This window comes from Streptomyces sp. NPDC016459 (assembly GCF_040632845.1).
Taxonomy (GTDB): Bacteria; Actinomycetota; Actinomycetes; order Streptomycetales; family Streptomycetaceae; genus Streptomyces.
The window spans coordinates 17,326-40,054 of sequence record NZ_JBEYCR010000008.1; the positions used below are offsets into that span (position 1 = coordinate 17,326).

General features: G+C 69.1%; 24 protein-coding genes and 4 pseudogenes. 17 read left to right on the forward strand and 11 right to left on the reverse strand.

Features of this window, described 5'->3' with window-relative positions; translation table 11 throughout:
• Positions 1–45: 45 nt before the first annotated feature.
• The gene (locus ABZ567_RS20280) at positions 46–330 is read right to left on the reverse strand and encodes a DUF6233 domain-containing protein (protein WP_360791787.1); all 285 of its coding nucleotides are present in this window, start codon (positions 328–330) and stop codon (positions 46–48) included.
• On the opposite strand from ABZ567_RS20280, the gene ABZ567_RS20285 reads away from it, so the two are divergent.
• Positions 314–712, forward strand: coding sequence for a hypothetical protein (locus ABZ567_RS20285; protein ID WP_360791790.1), 399 nt, complete (start codon positions 314–316; stop codon positions 710–712). The two genes, ABZ567_RS20280 and ABZ567_RS20285, sit on opposite strands and share 17 nt — an antisense overlap.
• Positions 713–1,124: 412 nt before the next feature.
• On the opposite strand, the gene ABZ567_RS20290 is transcribed toward ABZ567_RS20285, so the two are convergent.
• The 3 genes and pseudogenes from ABZ567_RS20290 to ABZ567_RS20300 all read right to left on the reverse strand — a co-directional run bounded on the left by ABZ567_RS20290 (position 1,125) and on the right by ABZ567_RS20300 (position 3,373).
• Positions 1,125–1,517: a hypothetical protein gene (locus ABZ567_RS20290; protein ID WP_360791792.1), complete on the reverse strand. Its 393-nt coding sequence runs from the start codon at positions 1,515–1,517 to the stop codon at positions 1,125–1,127.
• Between the two features lie 225 nt (positions 1,518–1,742).
• Positions 1,743–2,151, reverse strand: a pseudogene (locus tag ABZ567_RS20295) (DUF6415 family natural product biosynthesis protein).
• Between the two features lie 271 nt (positions 2,152–2,422).
• Positions 2,423–3,373: a glycoside hydrolase family 16 protein gene (locus tag ABZ567_RS20300; RefSeq protein WP_360791794.1), complete on the reverse strand. Its 951-nt coding sequence runs from the start codon at positions 3,371–3,373 to the stop codon at positions 2,423–2,425.
• 347 nt (positions 3,374–3,720) lie between these two features.
• On the opposite strand from ABZ567_RS20300, the gene ABZ567_RS20305 reads away from it, so the two are divergent.
• From ABZ567_RS20305 to ABZ567_RS20315, 3 genes are all read left to right on the forward strand, one after another.
• On the forward strand, positions 3,721–3,957 hold the full coding sequence (locus ABZ567_RS20305; protein ID WP_360791797.1) for a hypothetical protein: 237 nt from the start codon (positions 3,721–3,723) through the stop codon (positions 3,955–3,957).
• 233 nt (positions 3,958–4,190) lie between these two features.
• Entirely contained in the window at positions 4,191–6,266 is a 2,076-nt protein-coding gene (locus tag ABZ567_RS20310; RefSeq protein WP_360792312.1) for a glycosyltransferase, read from the forward strand.
• A 2-nt stretch (positions 6,267–6,268) separates the two neighbouring features.
• The gene (locus tag ABZ567_RS20315; RefSeq protein ID WP_360791800.1) at positions 6,269–7,528 is read left to right on the forward strand and encodes an acyltransferase; all 1,260 of its coding nucleotides are present in this window, start codon (positions 6,269–6,271) and stop codon (positions 7,526–7,528) included.
• Between the two features lie 97 nt (positions 7,529–7,625).
• Here the strand turns inward: ABZ567_RS20315 and ABZ567_RS20320 are convergent, their stop codons facing one another.
• The gene (locus ABZ567_RS20320) at positions 7,626–7,916 is read right to left on the reverse strand and encodes an aldehyde dehydrogenase family protein (protein WP_360792314.1); all 291 of its coding nucleotides are present in this window, start codon (positions 7,914–7,916) and stop codon (positions 7,626–7,628) included.
• 279 nt (positions 7,917–8,195) lie between these two features.
• Here ABZ567_RS20320 and ABZ567_RS20325 point away from each other — a divergent pair, with 279 nt between their 5' ends.
• The 3 genes from ABZ567_RS20325 (at position 8,196) to ABZ567_RS20335 (ending at position 10,058) form a co-directional block, all read left to right on the forward strand.
• The gene (locus tag ABZ567_RS20325) at positions 8,196–8,732 is read left to right on the forward strand and encodes a DUF4240 domain-containing protein (protein WP_360791804.1); all 537 of its coding nucleotides are present in this window, start codon (positions 8,196–8,198) and stop codon (positions 8,730–8,732) included.
• A gap of 91 nt (positions 8,733–8,823) precedes the next feature.
• The gene (locus ABZ567_RS20330; protein WP_360791806.1) at positions 8,824–9,228 is read left to right on the forward strand and encodes a hypothetical protein; all 405 of its coding nucleotides are present in this window, start codon (positions 8,824–8,826) and stop codon (positions 9,226–9,228) included.
• 32 nt (positions 9,229–9,260) lie between these two features.
• The gene (locus ABZ567_RS20335) at positions 9,261–10,058 is read left to right on the forward strand and encodes a DUF4253 domain-containing protein (protein WP_360791809.1); all 798 of its coding nucleotides are present in this window, start codon (positions 9,261–9,263) and stop codon (positions 10,056–10,058) included.
• Between the two features lie 58 nt (positions 10,059–10,116).
• On the opposite strand, the gene ABZ567_RS20340 is transcribed toward ABZ567_RS20335, so the two are convergent.
• Positions 10,117–10,611: a DUF5958 family protein gene (locus ABZ567_RS20340; RefSeq protein WP_360792316.1), complete on the reverse strand. Its 495-nt coding sequence runs from the start codon at positions 10,609–10,611 to the stop codon at positions 10,117–10,119.
• Between ABZ567_RS20340 and ABZ567_RS20345 the strand changes: the two are divergent.
• Together ABZ567_RS20345 and ABZ567_RS20350 are read left to right on the forward strand one after the other, a co-directional pair.
• Positions 10,581–10,991 (forward strand): annotated as a pseudogene (locus tag ABZ567_RS20345) (helicase associated domain-containing protein); the annotation flags it as partial. The gene ABZ567_RS20340 and the pseudogene ABZ567_RS20345 overlap by 31 nt on opposite strands.
• Positions 10,991–11,122, forward strand: a pseudogene (locus tag ABZ567_RS20350) (IS630 family transposase); the annotation flags it as partial. The pseudogenes ABZ567_RS20345 and ABZ567_RS20350, both read left to right, overlap by 1 nt.
• Positions 11,123–11,151: 29 nt before the next feature.
• Here the strand turns inward: ABZ567_RS20350 and ABZ567_RS20355 are convergent.
• Positions 11,152–11,415: a hypothetical protein gene (locus tag ABZ567_RS20355; protein ID WP_360791812.1), complete on the reverse strand. Its 264-nt coding sequence runs from the start codon at positions 11,413–11,415 to the stop codon at positions 11,152–11,154.
• The gene (locus tag ABZ567_RS20360; RefSeq protein WP_360791815.1) at positions 11,415–11,708 is read right to left on the reverse strand and encodes a DUF6247 family protein; all 294 of its coding nucleotides are present in this window, start codon (positions 11,706–11,708) and stop codon (positions 11,415–11,417) included. The genes ABZ567_RS20355 and ABZ567_RS20360 overlap by 1 nt, the downstream gene beginning before the upstream one ends.
• Positions 11,709–11,814: 106 nt before the next feature.
• On the opposite strand from ABZ567_RS20360, the pseudogene ABZ567_RS20365 reads away from it, so the two are divergent.
• Both ABZ567_RS20365 and ABZ567_RS20370 read left to right on the forward strand, forming a co-directional pair.
• Positions 11,815–12,108: pseudogene (locus ABZ567_RS20365) on the forward strand (helix-turn-helix domain-containing protein); the annotation flags it as partial.
• A gap of 213 nt (positions 12,109–12,321) precedes the next feature.
• On the forward strand, positions 12,322–14,226 hold the full coding sequence (locus ABZ567_RS20370; RefSeq protein ID WP_360791818.1) for a rhamnogalacturonan lyase: 1,905 nt from the start codon (positions 12,322–12,324) through the stop codon (positions 14,224–14,226).
• 277 nt (positions 14,227–14,503) lie between these two features.
• Here the strand turns inward: ABZ567_RS20370 and ABZ567_RS20375 are convergent, their stop codons facing one another.
• Entirely contained in the window at positions 14,504–15,070 is a 567-nt protein-coding gene (locus tag ABZ567_RS20375) for a TetR/AcrR family transcriptional regulator (RefSeq protein WP_360791821.1), read from the reverse strand.
• A gap of 93 nt (positions 15,071–15,163) precedes the next feature.
• Here ABZ567_RS20375 and ABZ567_RS20380 point away from each other — a divergent pair, with 93 nt between their 5' ends.
• From ABZ567_RS20380 to ABZ567_RS20395, 4 genes are all read left to right on the forward strand, one after another.
• A complete protein-coding gene (locus ABZ567_RS20380) occupies positions 15,164–15,760 on the forward strand; it encodes a DUF2867 domain-containing protein (RefSeq protein ID WP_360791823.1) in 597 nt (198 codons plus the stop codon).
• 172 nt (positions 15,761–15,932) lie between these two features.
• Positions 15,933–16,559, forward strand: coding sequence for a class I SAM-dependent methyltransferase (locus ABZ567_RS20385; protein ID WP_360791826.1), 627 nt, complete (start codon positions 15,933–15,935; stop codon positions 16,557–16,559).
• A 471-nt stretch (positions 16,560–17,030) separates the two neighbouring features.
• Positions 17,031–17,771, forward strand: a complete 741-nt coding sequence (locus tag ABZ567_RS20390) for a class I SAM-dependent methyltransferase (protein ID WP_360791829.1) — start codon at positions 17,031–17,033, stop codon at positions 17,769–17,771.
• Positions 17,772–18,048: 277 nt separating this feature from the next.
• Complete coding sequence (locus ABZ567_RS20395) at positions 18,049–18,381, forward strand: DDE-type integrase/transposase/recombinase (protein WP_360791832.1); 333 nt, start codon at positions 18,049–18,051, stop codon at positions 18,379–18,381.
• 54 nt (positions 18,382–18,435) lie between these two features.
• Here the strand turns inward: ABZ567_RS20395 and ABZ567_RS20400 are convergent, their stop codons facing one another.
• Both ABZ567_RS20400 and ABZ567_RS20405 read right to left on the reverse strand, forming a co-directional pair.
• The gene (locus ABZ567_RS20400) at positions 18,436–19,098 is read right to left on the reverse strand and encodes a response regulator transcription factor (RefSeq protein ID WP_360791835.1); all 663 of its coding nucleotides are present in this window, start codon (positions 19,096–19,098) and stop codon (positions 18,436–18,438) included.
• Positions 19,095–20,222 (reverse strand): histidine kinase, encoded by a 1,128-nt coding sequence (locus ABZ567_RS20405; RefSeq protein WP_360791838.1) that lies wholly within the window; start codon positions 20,220–20,222, stop codon positions 19,095–19,097. Before ABZ567_RS20405 ends, ABZ567_RS20400 begins: the two co-directional genes overlap by 4 nt.
• A gap of 198 nt (positions 20,223–20,420) precedes the next feature.
• On the opposite strand from ABZ567_RS20405, the gene ABZ567_RS20410 reads away from it, so the two are divergent.
• Both ABZ567_RS20410 and ABZ567_RS20415 read left to right on the forward strand, forming a co-directional pair.
• The gene (locus ABZ567_RS20410) at positions 20,421–20,843 is read left to right on the forward strand and encodes a DUF6223 family protein (RefSeq protein ID WP_360791841.1); all 423 of its coding nucleotides are present in this window, start codon (positions 20,421–20,423) and stop codon (positions 20,841–20,843) included.
• A gap of 895 nt (positions 20,844–21,738) precedes the next feature.
• Complete coding sequence (locus ABZ567_RS20415) at positions 21,739–22,260, forward strand: hypothetical protein (RefSeq protein WP_360791844.1); 522 nt, start codon at positions 21,739–21,741, stop codon at positions 22,258–22,260.
• Positions 22,261–22,729: the final 469 nt, after the last annotated feature.

The following is a 22,729-nucleotide window of genomic DNA, read 5'->3' on the forward strand; positions in this document are numbered from 1 at the left end:
CGAGGCGGGGCGATGGGTGCCGACGATCGTGGCTCAGGGACGACGTCAGTCGAGCAGGCCGAAATCGGAGTCCGGCCGACAGATTTCGCAGGCCGGAAGTCCGCCTTCGGTCAGGGCGCGGCGGGCTTGGTCTCGGGTGAGGGGCTTGGTGTGCTTCCTGGCGAGGCGGCAGTCGTCGATGTGGACGGCGGCGGGTACCGGGCGGCCGTGCTCGCGGAGGTGGGCCAGGACCCAGCCGGGCTCTGTCGGCCCGGCCCGTACTGGTGTGCGTGGTGGGTGGCTTCCAGAAATCGAACAGAGGTACGTTTCTGGTGTGAGTGAGAACGGCACTGCGAAGAAGGACGACCCGTACGGCTTCCCCGAGGACCTGAAGACCCTCCAGGCCCGGCTGCATCAGGCCCGCGCCGAGTACCAGGCGCTGTGCCGCGCCCACCCCTGGTCGGTGGAGCCCCTGCCCGGCTGGCCCGGCACCGTGCACCCTCATACCGGGGAGGTGACGGGCGGGCGTGAGCCGTCCCCCGGCTACACCCCGGAGCAGGCCGCCGAGGAGCGGCGGCTGTGGGATCTCGTGCGGGGCCTGTCGGTCGCGGTGTCGACACATCCGTACTGGAGCGAGCTGGAGCGGGGCCCGGATCTCGTGAAGGCCAGGATGGCGCTGAAGAGCCATGAGGACGTCATGGCCGCTGTCACGGGCGTGGCCGAGGCGGCGTGAGCGGGTGTCCGTCATGGAGATGCCGACAGCCGACCGGCTGGGGAAGCAGCGGAGGTCCTCGCCGAGGCCGCCGCCGAAGCGCGGGCCTTCGGCGCCGGCCCGGCGGCCGCCGTCGACGAGCTGGTGCGCGGCCTGCTCAGGCGGTTGGCCGACTAGTAGCAGTCGATTGGCGAGCTGAGCCGCGCGCTCACCACGGCAACTGAAGGCCGACCGCTACCCGGCTGGTCAACCGACGTCGGCCGCACCGAGGACATCGGGTGACGCCAGGCCCGCACCACGCTGCTCGAGGCCGGCGCACGCCACCACCACGCTCACCTGCTCGCCGCCATCGTCGAGCTCGGCGGTGAGCTGGAGCTCCCAGCTACCCGTAACGGGCGCTTCAGGGGCGCGGTCATCCCAGAAGGCTGCGCGGTCAGCGACGCCGGCCGCCGCCGATGCGGCGGTCGTCGGCCAGTGCGGTAAGCGGGCCGAACTCGCGGGCAAGCTCGTTCCACGTCAGAACCTCGCCACAGCGGGCCGGGAACTCCTTCGGGTTGAACTCGGGCATGGTCCAGGTGCCAGTGCCCCGGTCCCGCAGCCACAGGTCCCCGTCACCGTCGACCACGGTCGGCGGGACCGGTACGGGCTCGGCCTGCTCGGTGGGCTCCCAGGTGACCCGGCCCGGGTGGGAAACGCGGCGAAGCTCGGTGGTGGCCAGCCGCGCGGCCAAGTCACGGGTGGACTCTTCGGCGTCCTTGACCGACTCGAGTCGGAATGCGTCGTCAAGTACGGGCAGGGCTGGATTCTTGCTGCGCTTTGAACTCATACGCTGACTACCTCCGGTGGGGGGCGTCACATCCGTTATGGCACCCCGTAAAGGAACACGGTATCCGAGACGGGAGCCGGGCCAGGCCTCCTCCGCTGGAACGATCAGCAAGCCCGCCGACGCTCAGGAAGATGTTCTGCGCCAGGTCAGCGACTTGTCGGGTGAGGCGAGGAAGGCACTCGACACGCTGACGAAGCAGCTGGAAGCAACCGTCCAGCCCACGGTTCAGCCCCCGCTCGGTGCAACCCTCTCCGGAGCGAGCGCGGCCTCCAGGCGGTCCAGGCGTTCGTCGAGGGCGCGGACGAGGCGGGCGTGGTTCTGGACGCAGCGCACTGTGCCCTCCAGCGTCGCGGACAGCCGGCCTTCCGCCTCGCGCAGGACGACGTCGGCGAGCGCCTTGGGTCCGCCGTCCTGGGCAGCTGGTCGGCGCGGCGGCGGACGTCGGAGGCGACCGCGCGGGCGTGGCCGGTCAGCTGGAGGGCGATCTGCTCCAGGTCACAGGCGGTGAGGGTGTCCTCGTCGGCCCACGCGAGGACGGCCGTGACGAGGCTCTCGTACGGTCCCGATCGAGCGGGAGCCCGGCTTCGATCAGGCCGTCGGGGTCGTACAGGACCGTGTGGGTGCTGGTGTGCATGGCGGACCTCCCTGCGGGAGCGTCCGTGGGCGGGTGGCCGGCGGTCACCGCTGGGGGTCCTCGCCGCCGTCGGCTCCGTCGTCCTGGTCGTCGTCGTGCTGGCCGAGAAGGGCGTGTCGCAACTACGGAGTCAACTGGACCACACCGAGGTGATCGCTGCGTGGGGAGCGTGCCCGTAGGCGTTAACCTCCGGATTCGGGAACCACGCAGGCCGCCCCGTCGGCAGTTCCGTGAAACCCCCGGCCAGTCGCTCACGGTGCAGCGGGTGTGGTCAGGGCTTCGGGACGGTGTTGATGTAGTCGGTGCCGGTGCGGTGGAAGCCGTCAACCGTCTTCTGGACGTCCGCCCGGGAGACGGCGTCATCGGCCTTGTGGTAGACCCAGTCGACCTTCATGTCCCAGATGCGCGGGCCACCGGTGAAGGGGAGGTCGATGAGCCAGTTGCTGAAGTGGATGTCCATCTGCTCGCGCGGGACGTACTTGCCGGAGCTGGTGAAGAGCTCCTCGCCGTCCAGGGAGTAGGTGACCTTTCCGTCCATGGCGGTGATCATCATGGTGTGCCAGCCCTCGAGGCGCCGCTTGAGGGTGTTGTGGACCCGGTCCGGCGGGTCTGCCCTGTACCAGCTGACGTTGTCGAGCTGCGGACCCACCGAACCCCAGCCGCCGTTCGGCAGGTACTCGAAGTCGAGTTCGCTGTAGTTCTCCGAGGAGTCCGAGGGGGAGATCGGGAAGAAGGTCTGGACGACGTGGTCGCCGTCGCGTCCGTTCGTGGGCTTGTCGCTGAGGTGGATCCGGGCGGCGAAGGTGCCCTTGAAGAAGTTCCGGCTCGTGGTCTGCACCTCGACCTGCGTCGTGCCCTGCTCGGTACCGTCGGTGGAGGAGCGCAGTCGTAGGACTTTGCCCCCCTTGGCCGTCGGGTCGGAGAGGAAGGCGGCGCCGTCGGCACTCCAGGTGCCCTTGATCCCCGGGCCGCCCCCGCCGGTACGGATCTGCCAGCCGTGCGCGGCGAGGGAAGGGTCGTCGGCGCCGGTGTAGTTGAAGTTGTCGAACAGGGTTCCCGGCGGTCCGGTGGGCGTCGGCGAGGCGTCCCGCGCGGGCCCGGCGGCGTCGGCGCGGGCGCCGGCCGCGGGGTCGGCGGAACACGCGGCGAGTACGCACAGGAGGACGGGCAGCGTGAGGGCCGTCCACGCGCGGCGACGAGAGGTCCGGCGGGGCTGGCTCACGCAGGCTCCTTGGGGCGTAGGGGTGACGTCTGGGCGCGCCCCTTGCTTGGGGGGCAAACGCTGATCACATGAAGTGAGGCGTCATCCTAGCGAAGGGTTTCGGCCACTCCGTTGCGTGTGCCCGACCGGCACTCATGGGTCGAGACACACTTGTCGACATACCGATCTGGTTACAGCGTTCGATCGGATCACGCTAAAAGTGGACATTATCTGCCAATCGATCAGAGGCGTCCACTACGGTGCGCTCTACGCTTCAGCCGTCTATCTCCTGCACAAAAAGGCCACACGAGATGCGCCAGTCCTCCACATCCTTCGGGCGTGGGTCGGCATACCCGGTACAGGTCGGCGTGGCCGAATCTAGTCTCCAGGAGCCCGTTCCGACACCGGTGTTCGTCGACCAGTCGGGTCTACGCAGTCGTCTGTTCCGGCGCTTCGGCTGGCCGGTCTCCGTGGTCGGCGCGATCCTGGCGGCCGCCATGGGCAGCAGCCTGATCGGTATGCAGTCGGACGCCCCGGCGATGGAGATTCCGCCGAAGCCCTCGTACATGCCCACCAGGGCGCCCCTGCCTCCGTCCTGGCCCTGAAGGGCCCGGTCTGCGAGACCCCACCGGAAAAGTTCGGCCATCACGCCGAACATCGCGACATTCCGCGGCATCCCGCGACCATCGTGCCGCCCGGAGCAACGCCTGCGGGCCGGCCGAGCGTGCCTGATCGTCCGCACCACCCATTTCCAGGAGCGCCCTTGTCCCGCCACCAGCGTCGTCGGCAGTCCCTGCTGAGGCCGCGCCGACTGGCTGCGCCGCCGCTGCGCTTCTTCATGCCGCTGTCCCTGCTGGCCTGCTTGCTCGCGCTCCTCGTCCTGCGCGGCCTCGCCACCAACGAGGCCTTCCACGACGACCGGATCGCAACCTCGGTCGACAAGACGATGGTGCCGCGCCACCTGCTCAAGGGCGGCCCGATCATCGACGCGCGCGGCGACAGGAACGAGCGTCCGGTGAGCTACCGGGTCCCCGACCGCACCGTGGTCCTGAGCTTCGACGACGGCCCCTCGCCTGAGTGGACCCCGAAGATCCTGGACGTGCTCGCGACCCACGACATCCACGCGGTCTTCTTCGTGACCGGCGCGATGACCACGCGCCATCCGGAGCTGATCCGGCAGATCGTCGCGGGCGGCCACGAGATCGGTGTGCACACCTTCACCCATCCCGATCTGGTGTACCAGTCCGAAGCCCGGATCAGCTGGGAGCTGGCGCAGACGCAGTTGGCGCTGGCCGGCGTGGCGGGCGTCCACAGCGCGCTCTTTCGCCCGCCGTACTCCTCCGACGCCTCGGCGCTCGACAACTGGAACTACCCGGTGATCAAGTACGTGGGTTCCCACGGCTACCTCACCGCGTTCATCGACCGCGACACCGACGACTGGAAGCGTCCCGGCGTCGACGCGATCGTCAAGGCGGCGATGCCGCGCAAGCCGGGCGCGGGCGAGCTGATCCTGCTGCACGACGCGGGTGGCGACCGTACCGAGACCATCGCCGCGCTCGAGCAGATCATCGAGAAGCTGCAGGGCGAGGGGTACCGCTTCGCCACCGTCTCCGAGGCGCTCGGCGCCACGGATGCCACCGTGCCGGTGCACGGCTACCAGCTGTGGGCGGGCAAGTGTTTCATCTGGGCCAGCCAGGCAGCCGTGCTCACCCTGCCGGTGCTGGTCGCGCTGCTGGCTGTCGTCGGCTTCCTCAACTTCGGCCGGTTCGCGCTGATGCTGGTCCTCGCGCCGCTCCACGCCCGGCGCTCCCGGCGGCGGGACGCGTGGGGACCACCGGTCATCGAGCCGGTGACCGTCCTCGTCCCTGCCTACAACGAACGCGAGTGCATCGCGAACACCCTCAACTCGCTGGCCGTCAGTGACTATCCGATCGAGGTCATCGTCATCGACGATGGCTCCACGGACGGCACGGCGGACATCGTCGAGGTGATGGCCCTGCCGTTCGTCCAGTTGATCCGCAAGGCCAACGGCGGCAAGTCCAGCGCGCTCAACACCGGTATAGCGGCCGCGTCGCACGACATCATCGTGATGATGGACGGCGACACCGTCTTCGAGCCGTGCACCGTGCGCGAGCTGGTCCAGCCATTCGGCGACCGGGGGATCGGCGCGGTCGCGGGTAACGCCAAGGTCGGCAACCGCGACAGCCTGATCGGTGCCTGGCAGCACATCGAGTACGTCCTCGGCCACAACCTGGACCGCCGGATGTACGACATGCTTAACGTCATCCCGACCATCCCCGGCGCGGTCGGCGCCTTCCGCAAGGAGGCCCTGCAGCGGGTTGGCGGGATGAGCGACGACACCCTTGCCGAGGACACCGACATCACCATGGCGGTGCTCTGCGACGGCTGGCGGATCGTCTACGCGGAGCGCGCCCGCGCCTGGACCGAGGCCCCCGCCAGCATCCAGCAGCTCTGGTCCCAGCGGTACCGCTGGAGCTACGGCAGCATGCAGGCGATGTGGAAACACCGGCGCGCCGTGACGTCCCGGGGTCCGGCGGGGCGCTTCGGCCGGATCGGGCTGCCCCTCGTCGTGCTGTTCGGCGTGGTCGCCCCGCTGCTCGCGCCGCTGGTCGACATGTTCCTGCTGTACGGCGTGCTGTTCGCGGACGCCCCGATCACCCTCGCCAGCTGGAGCGGCTTCATCCTGCTCCAGGCCGTGCTGTCCTGGTACGCCTTCCGACTCGATGGCGAGAAGCCCCTGCATCTGATCAGCCTGCCGATCCAGCAGCTGGTCTACCGGCAGCTGATGTACATCGTCCTGTTGCAGTCCACGATCACGGCGCTGACCGGTGGCCGACTGCGCTGGCAGAAACTCCGGCGCACCGGCGAGGTCGCCGTACCGGTGGAGGCCTGACCATGACCGCATCCTTCGAGTTCGGGGGAACCCAGGACACCGTCCGACTGAGGATCCCCGCCGCTCTGCGACGGGAGGCCCAGCCGGAGCCGGAGCCGTCGACACCGTCCCCGCGCAAGGGCGGACGAGACCGCTATCTCGACCTGTTGCGCGCGGTGGCGTTGGTCCGTGTAGTGATCTACCACAACTTCGGCTGGTTCTGGCTGCCCATCCTCTTCCCGTCGATGGGCGTGATGTTCGCGCTGGCCGGGTCACTGATGGCACGCTCGCTCAGCCGTCCCGCCCTGGGCGTCATCCGGGGCCGTCTGCGTCGGCTGCTGCCGCCGATGTGGCTGTTCGGCGCGGTCGTGCTCACCCTCGAGATCATCGACGGCTGGGAGCCCGAGGCCGAGGGGCATCCCAACTGGTGGTGGGGCAAGCTGCTGTTCTGGCTCGTGCCGCTGAGCACTCCGCCGTACGGCGAATCACTGAACGGTTTCGACCATCTTGTGGGGCAGGGGTGGGCGGCGCAGGTCATCGTCCCGCTCTGGTACCTCCGCGCGTACCTCTGGTACGTCCTGCTCTCACCGTTGATGCTGTGGGCGCTGCGGCGGATGCCGGTGGTGACGCTGTCTGTGCCGCTCGTGCTGTCGATCGTCATGAACACGTTCTTCATCGACCAGGAGTTCGTCTACGGCCGGGTCTGGGAGACCGTCAGCGACTTCGCCACCTTCGGTTCCTGCTGGATCCTCGGCATGGCCCACCAGGAGGGCCTGCTCAAGAAGATCCCGCAGTACGTCGTGCCGTCCGTCGCGCCGCTGATCATGGTGGCCGGCTGGTGGTACCTGCAGACCCGACCGGTTGATCCGACCGTACCCACCGACATCGAGAGCTGGCCGATAGCCCAGGCCCTGTGGTCCTTCGGCTTCGTCGCCATCCTGCTCCACGTGAGTCCCTCCTGGGAACAGTGGTCCCGACCGCTGGAACGCTGGAACGGCCTGATCAGCCTGCTCAATACACGCGCTGTCAGCGTCTACCTCTGGCACCAGGCCGCGTTGGTGGCCGCCATCCCGCTGATCGACCCCCTCTGGTCAGTCGGCTTCTTCTACGAGCACTTCCAGTGGCTGCTGTCCAGCCGCTGGTTTCCGCTGATGGTGGCGATCCCACTGACTGGGCTGCTGGTGTTGACCTTCGGCTGGGTCGAGGACGTGGCCGCGAAGCGCTCTCCGCGGCTCTTCCCGTACCCGCGCCGCGTGCGGGGCAGGCGCCGGGCCGGCGCCTGACGCTGGCCGTCCGCCCCGCACACGTGCAGGGACGGCAGTGACCCGCGCCACCGATTCCGGTGCCGCGGGTCACTGGTCGGGGCCTGAGGCCCGATGCTCAGCCGGCGATGCGGATGGGCTTGCAGTTCGCGAACTCGTCGGCACCGTAGCGGCCGAGCTCCCGAGCGAAACCGGATGCCTTGACACCCCCGAACGGCAGTCGGGGCTCCTCGGCGGCCACCACATCGACGTAGACCATGCCGCCTTCGATCCGGCCTGCGACGCACTGCGCCTGCTCCGGGTTGGCAAGCGCACGCCCCTCCTCCTCGGAGGCCACCCGGAAGACGTGGGCGAAGGAGCCGAAGAACTCCTGCTTGGCGGTCTCGTGCTCCGGGCCGATGTCGACCAGGACCGTCGGTCAATCGCCGTACGCCTCCAGGTCATGCCCGAAGTCGAGCCGGTAGGCCGGCGTGTGCAGGGCCTCCAGGCGCGTGATCAGACGGCTAAGGGTCTGCCGATCATCAACCTGTCGCTTTGATCTTGCTGTCGGGGCTCCCGCCCGGTGAACGGTCCAGTGATCAGCCGGCACACTGAGCGCGTTCGTCCGGGCCTGCGAGTCGGTGTAGACATCCGTGGCAGTGCACCGTGCCGGGAGCCGATGTCAGTACGTGGTGGCATGCTCGCGGCCATGAACAAGGAGCAGTTCCGGACGTTGATCGAGAAGGCCCGTGAACACGTACCTGACACCAGGGACGGTTCCGATATCGCCGGCCACGCCTCCGCGTTGCTTGCTCGCCGCTCAGCCCAAGAGATCACCGCGGCACAGCAGACCCTGTGGGATCTCATGGCCGAGTCCTACCAGAACCCTCTGTGGGCCGCCGCCTATGTCGTCAACGGCGGCTGCTCGGACGACGGCTGCGACTACTTCCGCGGCTGGCTGATCGCACAAGGACGTACGACATTCGAGCGCGTCCTCGCAGCTCCCGATGCACTTGCCGAACTCCCCCACGTCCGCGCCGCCGCGGCTGAGGGTATCGACCTCGAATGCGAAGACATGCTGAGCATCGCCTGGAACGCACACCAGAAGGCCACCGGCCAGGAACTTCCCGCCGACGCCTTCACCATCCGGTACCCGGACCTGGATCCTGCCTGGGACTTCAATTTCGACGACTGTGATGAGATGGCCCGCCGGCTTCCCGCCTTGACCGCGCTGTATTCGTACTGACAGCAGTCGGCAACATCCCGTGATTCCGACAGAGCCCAGCCTGAACTGCCCCGCCTCGAACCGCTACTCGAGTCCTGTCCGGAAGGTCATCATGAGCTGGGACGTGATCCTTCTCCGCCTGCCCGACGACGTCACCTCGGTGCAGGAGATCCCCGCCGACTACACCCCGGACGCGCTCGGTCGGCGACACGACGTACTCGCGGCTGTCACCCAGGCCGTGCCCGATGTTGATCTCTCGGATCCCGCGTGGGGCGAACTTTCCGGCCCCACGTGGTCCATCGAGCTCAACATCGGCTCAGAAGACCCGGTGGACTCCGTCATGCTCCACATCCGGGGCTCCGGCGACGACGTGCTGACGCCCGTCCTCCGTCTCGCCGAGGCTCTGCGGTGCAAGGCGCTCGACTGCGCCGAAGGGGACCTGATCACTCCGGGGCAGACGTCGGGCGGGCACGCTTTCCAGCAGTTCCGCGATCGAGTGATGGGACCCTTTCAGTGATACCTCCCGGCCACAGCGCCGGCATCCACCCCATGCACCCCGAAACCCGATGGGACCTTCCGCCCGGTCGGATGGTCACGTCCGATGAGGGCGAGGGAGATGTACAACCCCTCTGGCTCAGTGAAGGGTCGGCCGCGATCGAGCTGTGGACGCGAATGCACGCTGAACACGCACGTTCCGGCCTGTGGCCGCTGCTGCTCGACTCGCTGGATCCGAATGACGGCGAATTCCGCCCGTGGGGATCCGGAGAGGTCTTTCCCGAGCAGATGTCGTCCTCGGCGAGCCACGACTCTGTCGGCCTCCTCGCCCGGTGGTGGGATACCTACACAGCGGTCGACGAAGACGACATGCTCGACGCAGGCAGGCGCCTCGCCGTCACGACTCCCTTCGGGCAGACTTGGCCCGGTCTCGCGCCCAGTCGGGCGACGACAACGCACCCCGATCAACTGGCCGCCGGGTTCGCGCAGGCCTTCCTCGCTGACCGCCCCCAGACGCGTCTGGGGCTCGTCGCCGCAGCATCCGGTGCCGAGGCGCTGACAGCCGCGGGCTGGACCGGCCCCTGCAACTACGACAACGACACCGCGAAGTTCTCCGCGGTCGTCCGCGACTGGGAGCACCGGTTCGGCGCCCGTGTCGTCGCGGTCGGGTTCTCCACGCTGCACCTCAGTGTCGCCGCGCCGCCTGCGGGCGAGCACGAGGCTCTCCTGGTGGCGGCCGAGCACCTCGCCTTCTGCCCGGACAACATCCGGCAGGGCAGCGGGCCGTGCACACTGCCCGCATACGCCGAGCGGATCACCGACGCCCACCGCTGGGACTTCTGGTGGGACTGATCCTGTCCGCAGAAAACGCTCAACTGGGAAGTGAGCTCAGGGGTGCGGTGCCGGCGCTTCAGGCGGCGGACAGTCTGTGCCACCAGTGACTGCAGCCATGGGAGCAGAAGCGCTCGCGGCGCCGCGCGTCGGCAATCGCGAGCACCGCGATCAGCAGCCTGAACGCCTTGCGGCGTTCGTCGAGAGGCGCGAGACCGGCGATCTTTCCCAGCTGCTCGTCGATCCGGCCTCGTGAGATCAGCACTGCGGGCGTATGCGTCGGGCGCAGCCCGGCACGGCGGATGCTCTCCGGTCCGTCTTCGGGGACTGCGCGCGGCTGGGTGCAGTGGTGAACCAGGAACCGTAGAGTCTGGGCTCTGGTACGTCTTGGCGCAGATGGTCGGCGCGGACAGGCGGACGGGCCGGGTGGTGCGGATGAGGCGGCGTAGCCGGGCGGCCGAGGGCGCCGGGCGGGCGCGGCCGGCTGCGCAGGTAGGAGTGCGCGGGGTGGGCGTCGGCCCGGGCGGCGCCGTGGATGTTGCCGGCCGGGGCAGGGACGCGGAGCGGGCGGCAGAGCGCGCGCAGCGACTGGCTGCGGTCGATGAGGACTGGAACTGCCCGTGGCCGCTGGACTGGCAGTGGCACTACGGCGTCCTCGCGGACCTGGTCGATGCCGATGGCGTCCTGCCGGCCATCGAACCGGGGGTGTTGTTCGGGGGCGACGACCTGGGAAAGTGGCTGGATCGGCAGAAGAGCCCGGGCAGCTGGGCGCAGCTTCTTCCCCAACAGCAGGAGCGGTTGTCGAAGCTGGGCGTACAGCCCAACCAGGCCCCGGCACCCACATTGGCGGCCCCGCGTTCGGCGAAGGGCCCAAGCAAGGCGCAGGCGGCGTTCCAGCGGAATCTGGCCGCCCTGACGCAGCGGGTGGAGCGGGAGGGCTCGGACCGGCCCGTATCTCCAACGCCGCCTTCAGCACACCCGAACACCCCGCCCAGCGCATCCGCCGCGGTCTCGGCCACATCCAGTACCGCAGCCACCTCGTATACGGCTGCCTTGCCGAGACGGGACTGACCATCAACCCCTGATCACCGAGGACGGCAACACGAGTTCAAGCTCAGGAGCCGAGCCAGACGATGTCCAGGACCGCCAGGTGGCGGGTGAGCCGATTCGCCACGTAGACGACGGAAAGCTGTCCAACGGAGGCAGCTCGGACGTCCTCTCCTTCCACGTCGCTGGCATTCCACTGGGGCCAGCCCCATGGGGAGCGCGTCGCGATGTCAAGGACGTCCCGGACGGTCTCCTTGGCGTGGTCGGGGAGATCGGTGAGCGTCTTCGCGGCATGCGGGGAGAGGCGTATCACCCAGGGCTGTTCGGGCATCAGCGGGCACCGAGGACGTCGGCCAAGTCCACGAAGCCGCTCTCGTCCCGGCCGGAGTCCATGTAGGCGTCGACGGCCGGGGCCGCGGCAACGCGCAGCTGCCAGGTACGGACAACGTCATGGAGGGGCGTAAGGCTGAAGGTATGACGGGCGTCCTCCAGGGCCTTGGACCAGTCCCGCTCGAAGGCCGGTACCCAGCTGCCGGCACGTCGATCGGCACGCAGTTGGGCCATCAGCTCGGCTGCGGCGGCCGGAGCCGGCGGGACGGGCACTTCCTCAGGCTGCGCACTCATCGGCACCTCCGGACGGGTTGGTCGTGGCACCACCGTACGCGGAGCACGGGGTACCGGGGAGGGACTCTGCGGTGATGCCCTTCTGGCGAAGTGCTCACCCGCGACCGACCGGCAGGCCATGGCCGAACTCGTCCGGACGGTGCTGGGCCCGCTCCAGGAGGCCCGCGGCGGCGCGCGACCGCTTCCGGACACTCTCACCGCCTACTTCGACACGGGCTGCGTCACCGCCCAGGTGGCCCGCAGCTTCAGCCTCAGCCTCAGCGTGCGGGCCATGACGTACCGCCTCGACCGCATCCACCGCCTGACCGGCGCGGACCCCGCCGACCCGGTCCAGCGCCACACCCCTCCAGACCGTTGTCATCGGCGCCGTCTCCTGGACTGGCCCCACCAGCCCCTGTAGAGCCCGCGGGGTCGACGCGGCAGGGCCGCTCGACGGAGATCCCGCGAAGAAGTCACGAATTCAAACAAGGGGGAACAGAGAGGCGCAGCATGCTTCTTGACCTGGCGTCAGCAGATTCCTACGCTCACAGCCGTGGGAGCGTTCCCACACCCCTTGAGCGCCTAGGCGCTGCGAGAAGCCGCGTCAGGGCACCCCCATGCCACGGAGGTCACCATGACCGACGCACACCGGAGCCACGATTCGGCTTCGCAGCCCACCCCCAAGGCGGGGAGCCGGTCGAGGAGCAGGCTGCTGCGCGGGGTGACCGCCGCCGCGCTCGCCTTCTCCGCGCTCGCCGGACTGCCCCAGACCGCGCACGCGGCCACCGCACGGCAGGTGGAGCGACTCGACCGGGGCCTCACCAGTACCCACACCAGCACCGGGAACCTCGTGTCGTGGCGCTGGCTCGCCACCGATCCGAACGACGTGGCGTTCCACGTCTACCGCGGCACCACCAGGCTCACCTCCACACCCGTCACGGCCTCCACGAACTACTTCGACGCCGGAGCCCCCGACTCGGCCGACTACACGGTCCGAGCGGTGGTCAACGGCACGGAGCAGCCGGCCTCCGAGCACGCCCTCCAGTTCCGCCCCGGATACCTCGACGTCCCGATCTCGCCGCCCGTCGGTGGGTCGACCCCGGACGGCGTGGCGTACACCTACGAGGCCAACGATGCCTCCGCAGGCGACCTCGACGGCGACGGCAGGCTCGACCTGGTCCTCAAGTGGCAGCCGACCAACGCCAAGGACAACTCGCAGTCCGGCTACACCGGCAACACGATCGTCGACGGCATACGACTCGACGGCACCCGGCTGTGGCGCGTCGACCTCGGCCGCAACATCCGTTCCGGCGCCCACTACACGCAGTTCCAGGTGTACGACTACGACGGCGACGGCCGGGCCGAAGTCGCCATGAAGACCGCCGACGGCACCCGCGACGGTACGGGCACGGTCATCGGCAACTCCTCGGCCGATTACCGCAACTCCAGCGGATACGTCCTGGCCGGCCCCGAATACCTGACGATGTTCAACGGCCAGACCGGCAAGGCCATGGGCACCGTCGACTACGTTCCCGCCCGCGGCACCGTCTCCTCCTGGGGCGACTCCTACGGCAACCGCGTCGACCGCTTCCTCGCCGGCACCGCCTACCTCGACGGCGCCCGCCCCTCCCTGATCATGGCCCGCGGCTACTACACCCGTACCGTCATCGCCGCCTGGGACTGGCGGAACGGCCAGTTCACCCGCCGCTGGACCTTCGACACCAACTCCTCCACCAACACGGGCAAGGGCTACGACGGCCAGGGCAACCACAGTCTGTCGATCGCGGACGTCGACGCCGACGGCAGGGACGAGATCGTCTACGGCGCGATGACCGTCGACGACAACGGCGCCGGCCTCTGGACCAACCGGCTGGGCCACGGCGACGCGGGCCACGTCGGCGACCTGGACCCGTCCCGGGCGGGCCTGGAGTACTTCAAGGTCTCCGAGGACAAGAGCAAGCCCGGCTCCTGGCTGGCCGACGCGCGCACCGGACAGGTCCTGTGGCAGACCGCCTCGGGCGCCGACAACGGCCGGGGCATCGCCGCCGACATCTACGCCGGCAGCCCGGGCGCCGAGGCGTGGTCCGCCGCCGACACCACCCTGCGCTCGGCGGCCGGAGCCCCCCTCGGCCGGGAACCGTCCAGCATCAACTTCCTGTCCTGGTGGGACGGCGACCCCGTCCGCGAACTCCTCGACGGCACCCGCATCGACAAGTACGGCACCTCGGGCGACACCCGCCTGCTGACCGGCTCCGGCGTCTCCTCCAACAACAGCACGAAGTCCACGCCCGCCCTGTCCGGGGACATCCTCGGCGACTGGCGCGAGGAGGTCGTCTGGCGGACCGGCGACAACCGCGCCCTGCGGATCTACTCGACGCCCCACCAGACCGGCAGCAGGATCACCACCCTGCTCCACGACACCCAGTACCGCACGGCCCTCGCCTGGCAGAACACCGCCTACAACCAGCCCCCGCACCCGAGCTTCTTCATCGGCGCCGGCATGCCGACCGCGCCGCGCCCGACCGTCTACACCCCCTGAACGACGAGGAGATTCAGCGCCGGCCGGGGCGTCGTACCGCCTGGGTCCGGATCACCAGGAGGCCCGCCGCGGTCAGTGCGACGAGAGCGGGCGCGCGGCCACCGAAGGAGAGGAGCCGGCCCAGGGCGGCAGGAGCGGGCAGAGGTCGTTCACTTGCCGGACAGGGCAAGTGGCCGAGGAGGGTCGATGGAAGAGCCGGCTTCCGTGTGGTGCTGACAGAGGCAGGAGAACGGAAGACGGAGGTGGTCCGTGCGCTCCGTACGCGGTTCTCGGGCCGCTAGGACCCCTCGGCCAACAGTCGGTTCCTGACCGCGGCGAGGACTTCCGTGCGGCCGCGGGGGCCATTGTCGGCTGCGATGAGGTGGTTGCCGATGCGCAGTGAGAAGGTGATCAGGCAGCGGGCCTCGGCATCGCCCTCGTCGGGGCAGAAGGTTGCGTAGAGCTCGCGCAGATAGTCCATGCGCCGGTTGTCGGCCCGTCGGAGGCAGCGTGCGACGGCTTCGTCGCGCCGGGCCCAGTCGCGGATCGCGAGTTCGATCCCGGCGCCGGTGACGGGCGCTTCGCCCGACTCCACGAAGTCGAAGAGGCGCCCGAGTCGCTCGCGGGCGTCGCCTCCGTCGCGTTCGATCCGCTCGATGACATCCTCGGTGACCCCGCGTTCCCAGGTGTCGAGCATTTCCTCCAGCAGGCCGGCACGGTTGCGGAAGTAGCCGTAGAAACCGCCCTTGCTGACACCGAGCGCCTGGGCGAGGACCTCGACCCGGACGGCTTCGGGGCCGCCCGCGGCAAGCGCGCGCAGTCCTTCCTCGATCCACTTCTCCCGCGGTGTGCGGATCGTGCCCATCGGTGTCTCCTCGCATGTCCCACCCCAGTATACGGAGCCGTATGGATGGGCCTATGCTCGATCTATACGCCACCGTATAGACAGGGGTCTGCCATGAGCGATCTACGCCTTCCCGCAACCGACCACACGTCCCGCCCCTGGCGGATCCACGAGATCGCCGGCGACTTCCGGCTCGAGGATCTGTGGGCACTGCCGACGCCGGGCGGCCCGGACGACCTGCACCTCCTGGTCCAGCAGATGGCGGACGGCAAGGACGGCCCGGACGGTGGCAACCCCGTGGGCCGATTCCTCTTCTCGGTGCGCTGGAAACTCGGCGCGCTGCTCGGATGGGACAAGCCGGACTCGGGCGTCGGCGGCCGTGTGGCGACGCTGCGCGACCGGCTGCCGGACGACCTGCGTGAGGGACCGCAAGGGCCGGATCTCAGCGGGGCGCCCTTCACATCGGTCTTCCAGACACACGACGAGTGGGCCGCCGAGTGCGCCAACAAGACCATGCACGGGGTGATGCACATCGGCTGGGTCTCCGACGGGAACGGCGGTTACCGCGGCCAGATGGCCGTCCTGGTGAAGCCCAACGGCCGCCTCGGTTCGCTGTACATGCTCGGTATCAAGCCCTTCCGGTACCTGGGGGTGTACCCGGCCTTGATACGAGCGATCGGCCGGGAGTGGCGAGAGAACACGGCGCGCTGACGCGTTCCCTCCCTGCAGCCCCTCATCGAACGGCGCGGGCTTGGGCGAAAGCACGAGTCGAGGGTGACGACCCGGGTGCCTCGCGAGGTGCGCACCTACGGCCGCACGTAGGGTGATGCCACCGTCTTCGCTCCTGCTTGCTGGGCGAGGCTGACCGGAAGGTACTGGGACCATGACTGGGCAACGCGACCGTTGGGCAGAATTGACCGGCGGACAGTCCGGAGAGGACTACGCTCGGCGCTTCGCGCAGCTCGCCGAATCAGGCCACGACATCCACGGCGAGGCCACCTTCTGCACCGCATTGGTGAAGCCCGCCGCCCGGGTGCTCGATGCCGGCTGCGGCACCGGTCGGATCGCGATCCGACTCGCGGAGCTGGGACACCACTGCACCGGCGTGGACGTCGACCCCTCGATGCTCGCCGTGGCCCGCCGAGACGCCCCCGCGCAGGAATGGCTGTTCGGTGACCTGGCCCGCCTGGACACCCTCGGCCTGGACCAGGGCTTCGACCTGGCGCTCGCCGCCGGAAACGTCATCCCCCTGCTGGCCCCCGGCACCGAACCCGTGGTTGTTCGGCAGCTGGCCGCCGCACTGCGCCCCGGCGGTCTGCTGGTCACGGGCATGGGCTTGGACGCAGCGCATCTGCCGCTACCGGAACCGATGGTGACCCTGACGGAGTTCGACCAGTGGTGCGCCCAGGCCGGACTGACCCTGCGCCAGCGCTACGCCACCTGGAGCGGTGATCCCTACTACCAAGGCTGCGGCTACGCCGTCAGCGTGCACTGCCGCCCCGCCACATGAGTCCGCGCCTCCGTACGTCGGTCCGGCCCGGGCAGGCGCCCGAGTGATCTGATGACTTGATCGTCTGCATCCGGCGACGGGCGGCAGGGTGTCGGACGTGACCACGCATCCGATCCGGAATCCGACCCCGCCGGGACAGAAGACTCTGGCGCCCCTCCGCCCCGAGCTGATGCCTGAGCCTGTCCAACCTGGCATCCGCGCTGGTCAGCGCACTGTCGTTGACAGGCTAACCGAGTCCAGCCCGGGCTCCTGGCCAGATCTTCACCAGTTGACTGGCCTCCGGGGAACTGCTGCAGGGTCCTCCGACTGACAGGTGCTTCAGGTTGACAAAGGCGCACTGATAATCCGGGGTGCGGGTGGTTCGGTCGAAGCTCTGGCAAGGCGACGACGAGTTGTGGGCGGTGCATGCTGCGCCGCGGAGACCTTAAATGCGTCGACAATGCCTCTCGGCACCCGGCAAAGTGGCCACCCGTGACGAGCAGTGAACTGTGGACCCGCGCGACCGCCGACCGCTACGACGCCGAGGAGGCCGAAGCGTCCTCGGCTGCCGTTCTCGGACCGACCCTCGCCTTCCTCGCCGAGCTCGCCGGAGACGGGCGGGCACTGGAGTTCGCCATCGGGACCGGACGCGTGGGCGTCCCGCTCCGGGAACGTGACGTACCGGTCGTAGGCATCGAACTGTCCGAGCACATGGCGGCGGTGCTGCGGCGCAAGGTCGACGAGGATACCCTCCCGGTGATCATCGGGGACATGGCCACCACTGTCGTTCCGGGCGGGTTCACCCTGGTCTATCTCGTCTACAACACCATCACGAACCTGCTTACGCAGGACGAGCAGGTCGAGTGCTTCCGCAACGCCGCACGGCATCTGGAGCCCGGCGGCCGATTCGTCATCGAGCTGGGTGTACCGCCGCTGCGGCTCCTGCCGCCCGGCCAGGTCGCTGTGCCCTTCGACGTCTCCCAGCAGCATCTCGGCTTCGACACCTTCGATCTGGTCGAGCAGATCCTCGTCTCGCACCACTTCACCCGCGACGGCGACGACGGCCACTATCGCCGCGAGAACTCCCGGCACCGGTACGCCTGGCCGGCGGAGCTCGACCTGATGGCACGGATCGCCGGGCTCGAGCTGGAACGTCGCGTTGCGGATTGGGACGGATCTCCGTTCACCCAGGACTCCGCGAAGCACGTCTCTGTGTGGCGCAAGCCAGCCTGAGGTCGGTCACGGTGCCATCAACGTTGGCCGTGCCTGTCTCGAACTTCTATCGGGAGTTCAGGCGTCGCCAGCAGATCTGCCCGTCCAACGTGGCGGCGGCCCGGACCGTGAGTGACGCCCAGGTCGAGGACGCTGTCCGGTCGCCGACCTTCACGACCACCGCGGCCGGGCAGCGTGTGCTGGCTCCGAAAGGGTTCTATGGGCGGAGCAAGATGCTGGCTCTGCTCCGCCGGACTTTGCTGCCCGAGGCCGGATTCGGCGCCGTCGACCGTGCGATGTGCTCGCTCGGGCTGGCCGGCGCCGTCCGTGGGAAGAGGCCGAGAACCACGACCCGGCCGATACCAGGGCCCAGGACCCGCTGGACAGGGACTTCACCACTCCGGCTCTGGACCAGAAGTGGAGCACCGACTTCACCTGCGTGCGCACCTACCAGTCGTTCACCTGCGTGGCGTTCATCGTGGACTGCTTCTCCCAGAAGACCGTGGGCTGGCATGCCTGCATCAGGAAGGACGTGGAGCTGGTCGACGTGCCGCTGCGGATGGCGCTGTGGCGCCGCGACCACGAAGGAAACCCCGTCCCGCGAGGCCAGTGCCTTACCCCGCAGTCATAGCTCACGGAGTTGGTGCAGCGGGCCGATCGGTGACTTTGACGTAGGCGTCGCATGTCAGGAGTTGTGGGGCGTCACCAGGCCGGATTCGTAGGCGAGGACCACGAGCTGGGCGCGGTCGCGGGCCCGGAGTTTGGTCATGGCCCGGTTGATATGGGTCTTCGCGGTCAGTGGGCTGATCACCATGCGGGCCGCGATCTCGTCGTTGGAAAGGCCCTGCGCGACCAGGACAACGGCCTCCCGTTCGCGGCCGGTCAGCTCTTCCAGGGCCGTGCCAGGGGCGGTGGGGGGCGGCTGGGTGACGTACCGGTTGATCAGTTTGCGGGTGATCGAGGGGGCGAGGAGGGCGTCGCCGCGCGCGGCCACGCGTACTGCGTGCAGGAAGTCCTCCGGCACGATGTCCTTGACGAGGAATCCGGCTGCGCCGACGCGCAGGGCGTTGAAGACGTGTTCGTCCAGGCCATAGTTGGTGAGGATGACGACGTGCATTCCGGCGAGGGCGGGGTCGGCTGCGATGCGCCGGGTCGTCTCGATGCCGTCGAGGACCGGCATCTGGATGTCGATGAGTGCGATGTCGGGGAGGTGCTCTCTGGCGAGCTTGAGGCCCTCCTGCCCATTGGCGGCCTCGGCAACGACCTCGATGTCGTCTTCGAGGTCGAGGAACGCGCGGAATCCGCTGCGGATGAGCGGCTGGTCGTCGATCAGCAGGACACGGATCACGATGCTCGTTCCACGGGTAGTTCGGCCTGGACGGTGAAGCCGCCTTCGCTTCTCGGTTCGGCGCGGAGCCGGCCGCCAAGGGCGGTGACGCGTTCGCGCATCCCCAGGAGCCCGATGCCGGGCTCCGGCGCGCTGTCCGGCGTGGCTTTGCCGTCGTCGTCGATGCGGATCGCGAGGGTGTCCGGCCGGTAGTCGATGTGGACCGATGCCGTGCCGGCGTCCGCGTGACGGGCGATGTTGGTCAGCGATTCTTGAACGACCCGGTAGGCGGTCCTGCCCACTGCGGTTGGCACGTCGTGTCGTCGGCCCTCGATCGTCAGCGTCGCCTCCAGGCCGCTCTTGCCGGCCCGCTCGACAAGTTCGGTGACGTGATCGAGCCCGTGCGGCGGGGTGGTGTCGTCGTCGCGCAGCGCCTCCAGGGTGGCGCGGAGCTCGCGGGACGCCTCCCGGCCGGCCTCCCGGATCGCCAGCAGGGCCTCCGGGACCTCTTCACCGCGCCTTTGTGCCACGTGGACGGCGGCTTCGGCCTGCACCTTGATGACGGAGATCTGATGGGTGAGCGAATCGTGCAGCTCCCGCGCGATGTGCAGGCGCTCCTCGTCGGCGCGGCGCCGCGCGGTCTCCTCACGGGTGCGCTCTGCTTCGTCGGCCCGCTGCTCGGCTTGGCGGAGTGCTTCACCGGCGGCGCCGGCGGCGATGAGCCAGGCGATTTGGAGGGCGCCCCGGGCCTGCGCGAACGCCTCGCCCGTGCTGTGCAGGCCCGATACGAGAGCCGCGAGGGGGAGAGAGGCCAGCACGGCCACGCTCACCGCTACCGTGACGATCCGGTGTCCCGCCCGCATGGCCGCGTACACCGCGAAGAGGAACGCGACGGCAGCCACGTCGAACCCGGCCGCCTGGTAGCCCACCGCGCAGAGCCCGGTGACGGCGAGGACGGCGACCGGAGCCCGGCGGCCTGCGGCCAGCGCCAGGCCGCCCACCGCCAACAGCACGTAGCCGAGCAGGCCTAGGCCCGAGGCGGAGTGATGCACCGACAGACCGGTGACCAGAAGCGCCGCCGCCACGCCTACGGCGATCAGCCAGTCCCTGACACCAGTCCGCACGCGGAACCGTCCTTTGTCCATGCGCGCACGGTAGCCCGTGGCCGCCGCGGGCGAATCCCGCTCGCGGACGAGCGGTCGACTACCGCGCGCGCAGTAGCTCGGCGGCACCTGCCGCGTCCGTGGTAGCGCGAGGTGTCTGCGCCTGCTGGACGACCTGCCATGGGCCCGGCCGACATGCTCGAACCACATCCAGACGTGGGAAGAGAAGGAGCACCCCTGATGTCCGCTCATCGCCTGTTCACCGCCTCCGCGACCGCCCTGTTCGCCGGGGTCGGTCTTGCCACACCAGCGGCAGCGTACGACTCGGTCCAGCCCTTCGCCGCCGAGGTCACCGGCTTCAGCCTCGGAAGGCTCGGAGCCACCACCGGCGGGCTGCTGGGGCTGGCCGCCGTGGTCATCGCCGTGCTGGCGCTGAACCGGCCCGCCAGTCGTCTTGGCATTGCCAACGGGTCGTTCGGGGCCAGGGCGGCCGTGGGCTCGGGGCTGATCGCCATGGCTCTCGGCGGGCTGGTCGCGGCCACCGCCGACGGAGGACTCGGTACCGGCAACGGGCTCGGCGGCGCCTACGTGGCGCTGCTGCTGGGGCTGATCGGGACGACCCTGGGCGGGCGGGCTCTGGCCCGTTCCCGCCACACCTGTTGACCACAGCGGATGCGTGTCTGACGGTGAACGTCTCGTTTGATCACCGGGTGACCGGAGGTCAGTGTGAACAGGCACGCCCATGGCAGCCAGCCATCCCCGCGATGGGCATTCGGCGGCAGCAACGTGGTCACCGTGCGGCAGCCATGATCACTAACGCGGTGCACTCTGAGCAGGAACAGCCTTCCCATCCCTGCTGGCGCCCAGGGACTCACCTGCGCACCCATTCACAGCACGGGGTCAGCGACCGTACTTCTCCGGCACAACTCGGGGGCGCCCATGGGGGCCTGAATGCCCTGGGCTTGGCGGCAGAGCTCGCGCATCTGCGGGGCCTGCCGTCGTCGGCTGCCGACGCGGGGTGGTCTGGTGGGGCTTGGTGGCCGTCCTGGCGGGAACCTTGGTGGTCTTCCTCTTCGTGTTCTTCGTGTTCTTCGTGCTCTTCGTGGTCGCGGGCCGCTTCGTCGTCGTCGGTGGTCCGGTGGGCGGGCTTGGCGTCGCCGGGCCGTACGGCCCGGCGCGCGGCGGCCGGTGCGGTGAGCGCGGGGGCGGCCTTCGGCGGGGTGGGACGGGGGTCGGTAGGGGCCAGGAATTCGCGGGGTGCGGCCGGGGTGGTGCGATGTGCCGTCTACATGACAGTCAGCGACCTGGGGATGTACCGCACTCTGTCAGCCACCAGAACACAAGACACCACCTCGTGTCAGCGACCAACCATCGCCATAGGGCCAGAGACCTGCAAGACCATGCCGCTCCTGACCAGCCGTCACTGCCATGACCTCACTACCATGAGTTCGACACTTCGCAGACGACGCCCAGCAGTGAAGAAGCCGCGACGCCCCTCAGGCAAGCCGGCCTTCGGCGGCTGGGTAGGGGGCGGCCACCGGAAGCCGCGAGCAAAGCCATGCCGTATACGCTCGCCTGGTTCTACAACGCCAGGGGGGGGACCCACATGATCCGCAAGAAGTCCGTGCGAGGCACCGCATTAGTCACCGCCGTCCTGGCCGCCCTGGCCGTCTCCTGCGGCACAACTCCCGAGCCCGACCGCCCGGCATCGGGCGCAGGTACGCCCGACGGGGCCGGCGCAACCCCCTACCCGAACGACGAGTACGCGCCCTCCACCGGCGAGAAGGTCCGGGACGCCTTCGCCACCCTCCAGGCCACGCTCTACGACTCCTGCGCGAAGGACTGCGGCTATTTCCTGGGCCGTGTGAACAAGGAACTCCAGGAGCTGGACCGGGCGATGAAGAACGACCCCAAGGGACCCGGACACTTCCCCGAGCCGATCCAGAAGATGACCGAGCTCAACAAGACGCTCGGTGGCAACGCCTCCTTCGAGAACCTCAAGAAGCACGAGAAACAGCTCGTCGCCACCCGCGACTTCATCAACACGTGGATGCAAGACCACCCCGACGACTACCGCTAACCGGGGTGGCGGCCGTGCGGGCCAGGTGCGTGCAGCGGACGCCGTCGGCCAGATGCCACTCCATCGCCAGGACGTCGGCTCTGGAGTGCTCGGTGCAGTGGGCACTGGGGACAAGGGCGCCGCAGGCCTGACGCGTGCACCGGCATATCGAGCTGGGGGTGGTGTCGGGCGGACATCGCGAACCTGGCCGCCCAGGGTTCCTTGCCGAGCCCTGCCGCGCAGACCGGCGGGCCAAGCGAGGGTGATGCGCCGGCCTCACCCGCATCTTCCGCGGCAGTGATCTGCCTGCGGCGTGGAACGTGGATCCCAGCGCGTGTCAGCCGAGGGCACTGCGACGGTGACCAGTACGGCCAGCGCCCTTGTAGGGCGTAGCCGAGCGTTGTCTGTCGCGAGGCCATGTATGGGGCCGAGGCCGCTTCCACCGACGAGTTCGCCGAATCTCGGAGGACTCTGACCGGGAACCGGCGGC

Coding starts and splice junctions, on each gene's coding strand:
- ABZ567_RS20290 (WP_360791792.1), bottom strand. CDS start 1,517: ATGAGTTCAAAGCGCAGCAAGAATCCAGCCCTGCCCGTACTTGACGAC.
- ABZ567_RS20310 (WP_360792312.1), top strand. CDS start 4,191: ATGCCGCTGTCCCTGCTGGCCTGCTTGCTCGCGCTCCTCGTCCTGCGC.
- ABZ567_RS20315 (WP_360791800.1), top strand. CDS start 6,269: ATGACCGCATCCTTCGAGTTCGGGGGAACCCAGGACACCGTCCGACTG.
- ABZ567_RS20325 (WP_360791804.1), top strand. CDS start 8,196: ATGAACAAGGAGCAGTTCCGGACGTTGATCGAGAAGGCCCGTGAACAC.
- ABZ567_RS20330 (WP_360791806.1), top strand. CDS start 8,824: ATGAGCTGGGACGTGATCCTTCTCCGCCTGCCCGACGACGTCACCTCG.
- ABZ567_RS20335 (WP_360791809.1), top strand. CDS start 9,261: ATGCACCCCGAAACCCGATGGGACCTTCCGCCCGGTCGGATGGTCACG.
- ABZ567_RS20355 (WP_360791812.1), bottom strand. CDS start 11,415: ATGCCCGAACAGCCCTGGGTGATACGCCTCTCCCCGCATGCCGCGAAG.
- ABZ567_RS20360 (WP_360791815.1), bottom strand. CDS start 11,708: ATGAGTGCGCAGCCTGAGGAAGTGCCCGTCCCGCCGGCTCCGGCCGCC.
- ABZ567_RS20370 (WP_360791818.1), top strand. CDS start 12,322: ATGACCGACGCACACCGGAGCCACGATTCGGCTTCGCAGCCCACCCCC.
- ABZ567_RS20375 (WP_360791821.1), bottom strand. CDS start 15,070: ATGGGCACGATCCGCACACCGCGGGAGAAGTGGATCGAGGAAGGACTG.
- ABZ567_RS20380 (WP_360791823.1), top strand. CDS start 15,164: ATGAGCGATCTACGCCTTCCCGCAACCGACCACACGTCCCGCCCCTGG.
- ABZ567_RS20385 (WP_360791826.1), top strand. CDS start 15,933: ATGACTGGGCAACGCGACCGTTGGGCAGAATTGACCGGCGGACAGTCC.
- ABZ567_RS20405 (WP_360791838.1), bottom strand. CDS start 20,222: ATGGACAAAGGACGGTTCCGCGTGCGGACTGGTGTCAGGGACTGGCTG.
- ABZ567_RS20410 (WP_360791841.1), top strand. CDS start 20,421: ATGTCCGCTCATCGCCTGTTCACCGCCTCCGCGACCGCCCTGTTCGCC.
- ABZ567_RS20415 (WP_360791844.1), top strand. CDS start 21,739: ATGCCGTATACGCTCGCCTGGTTCTACAACGCCAGGGGGGGGACCCAC.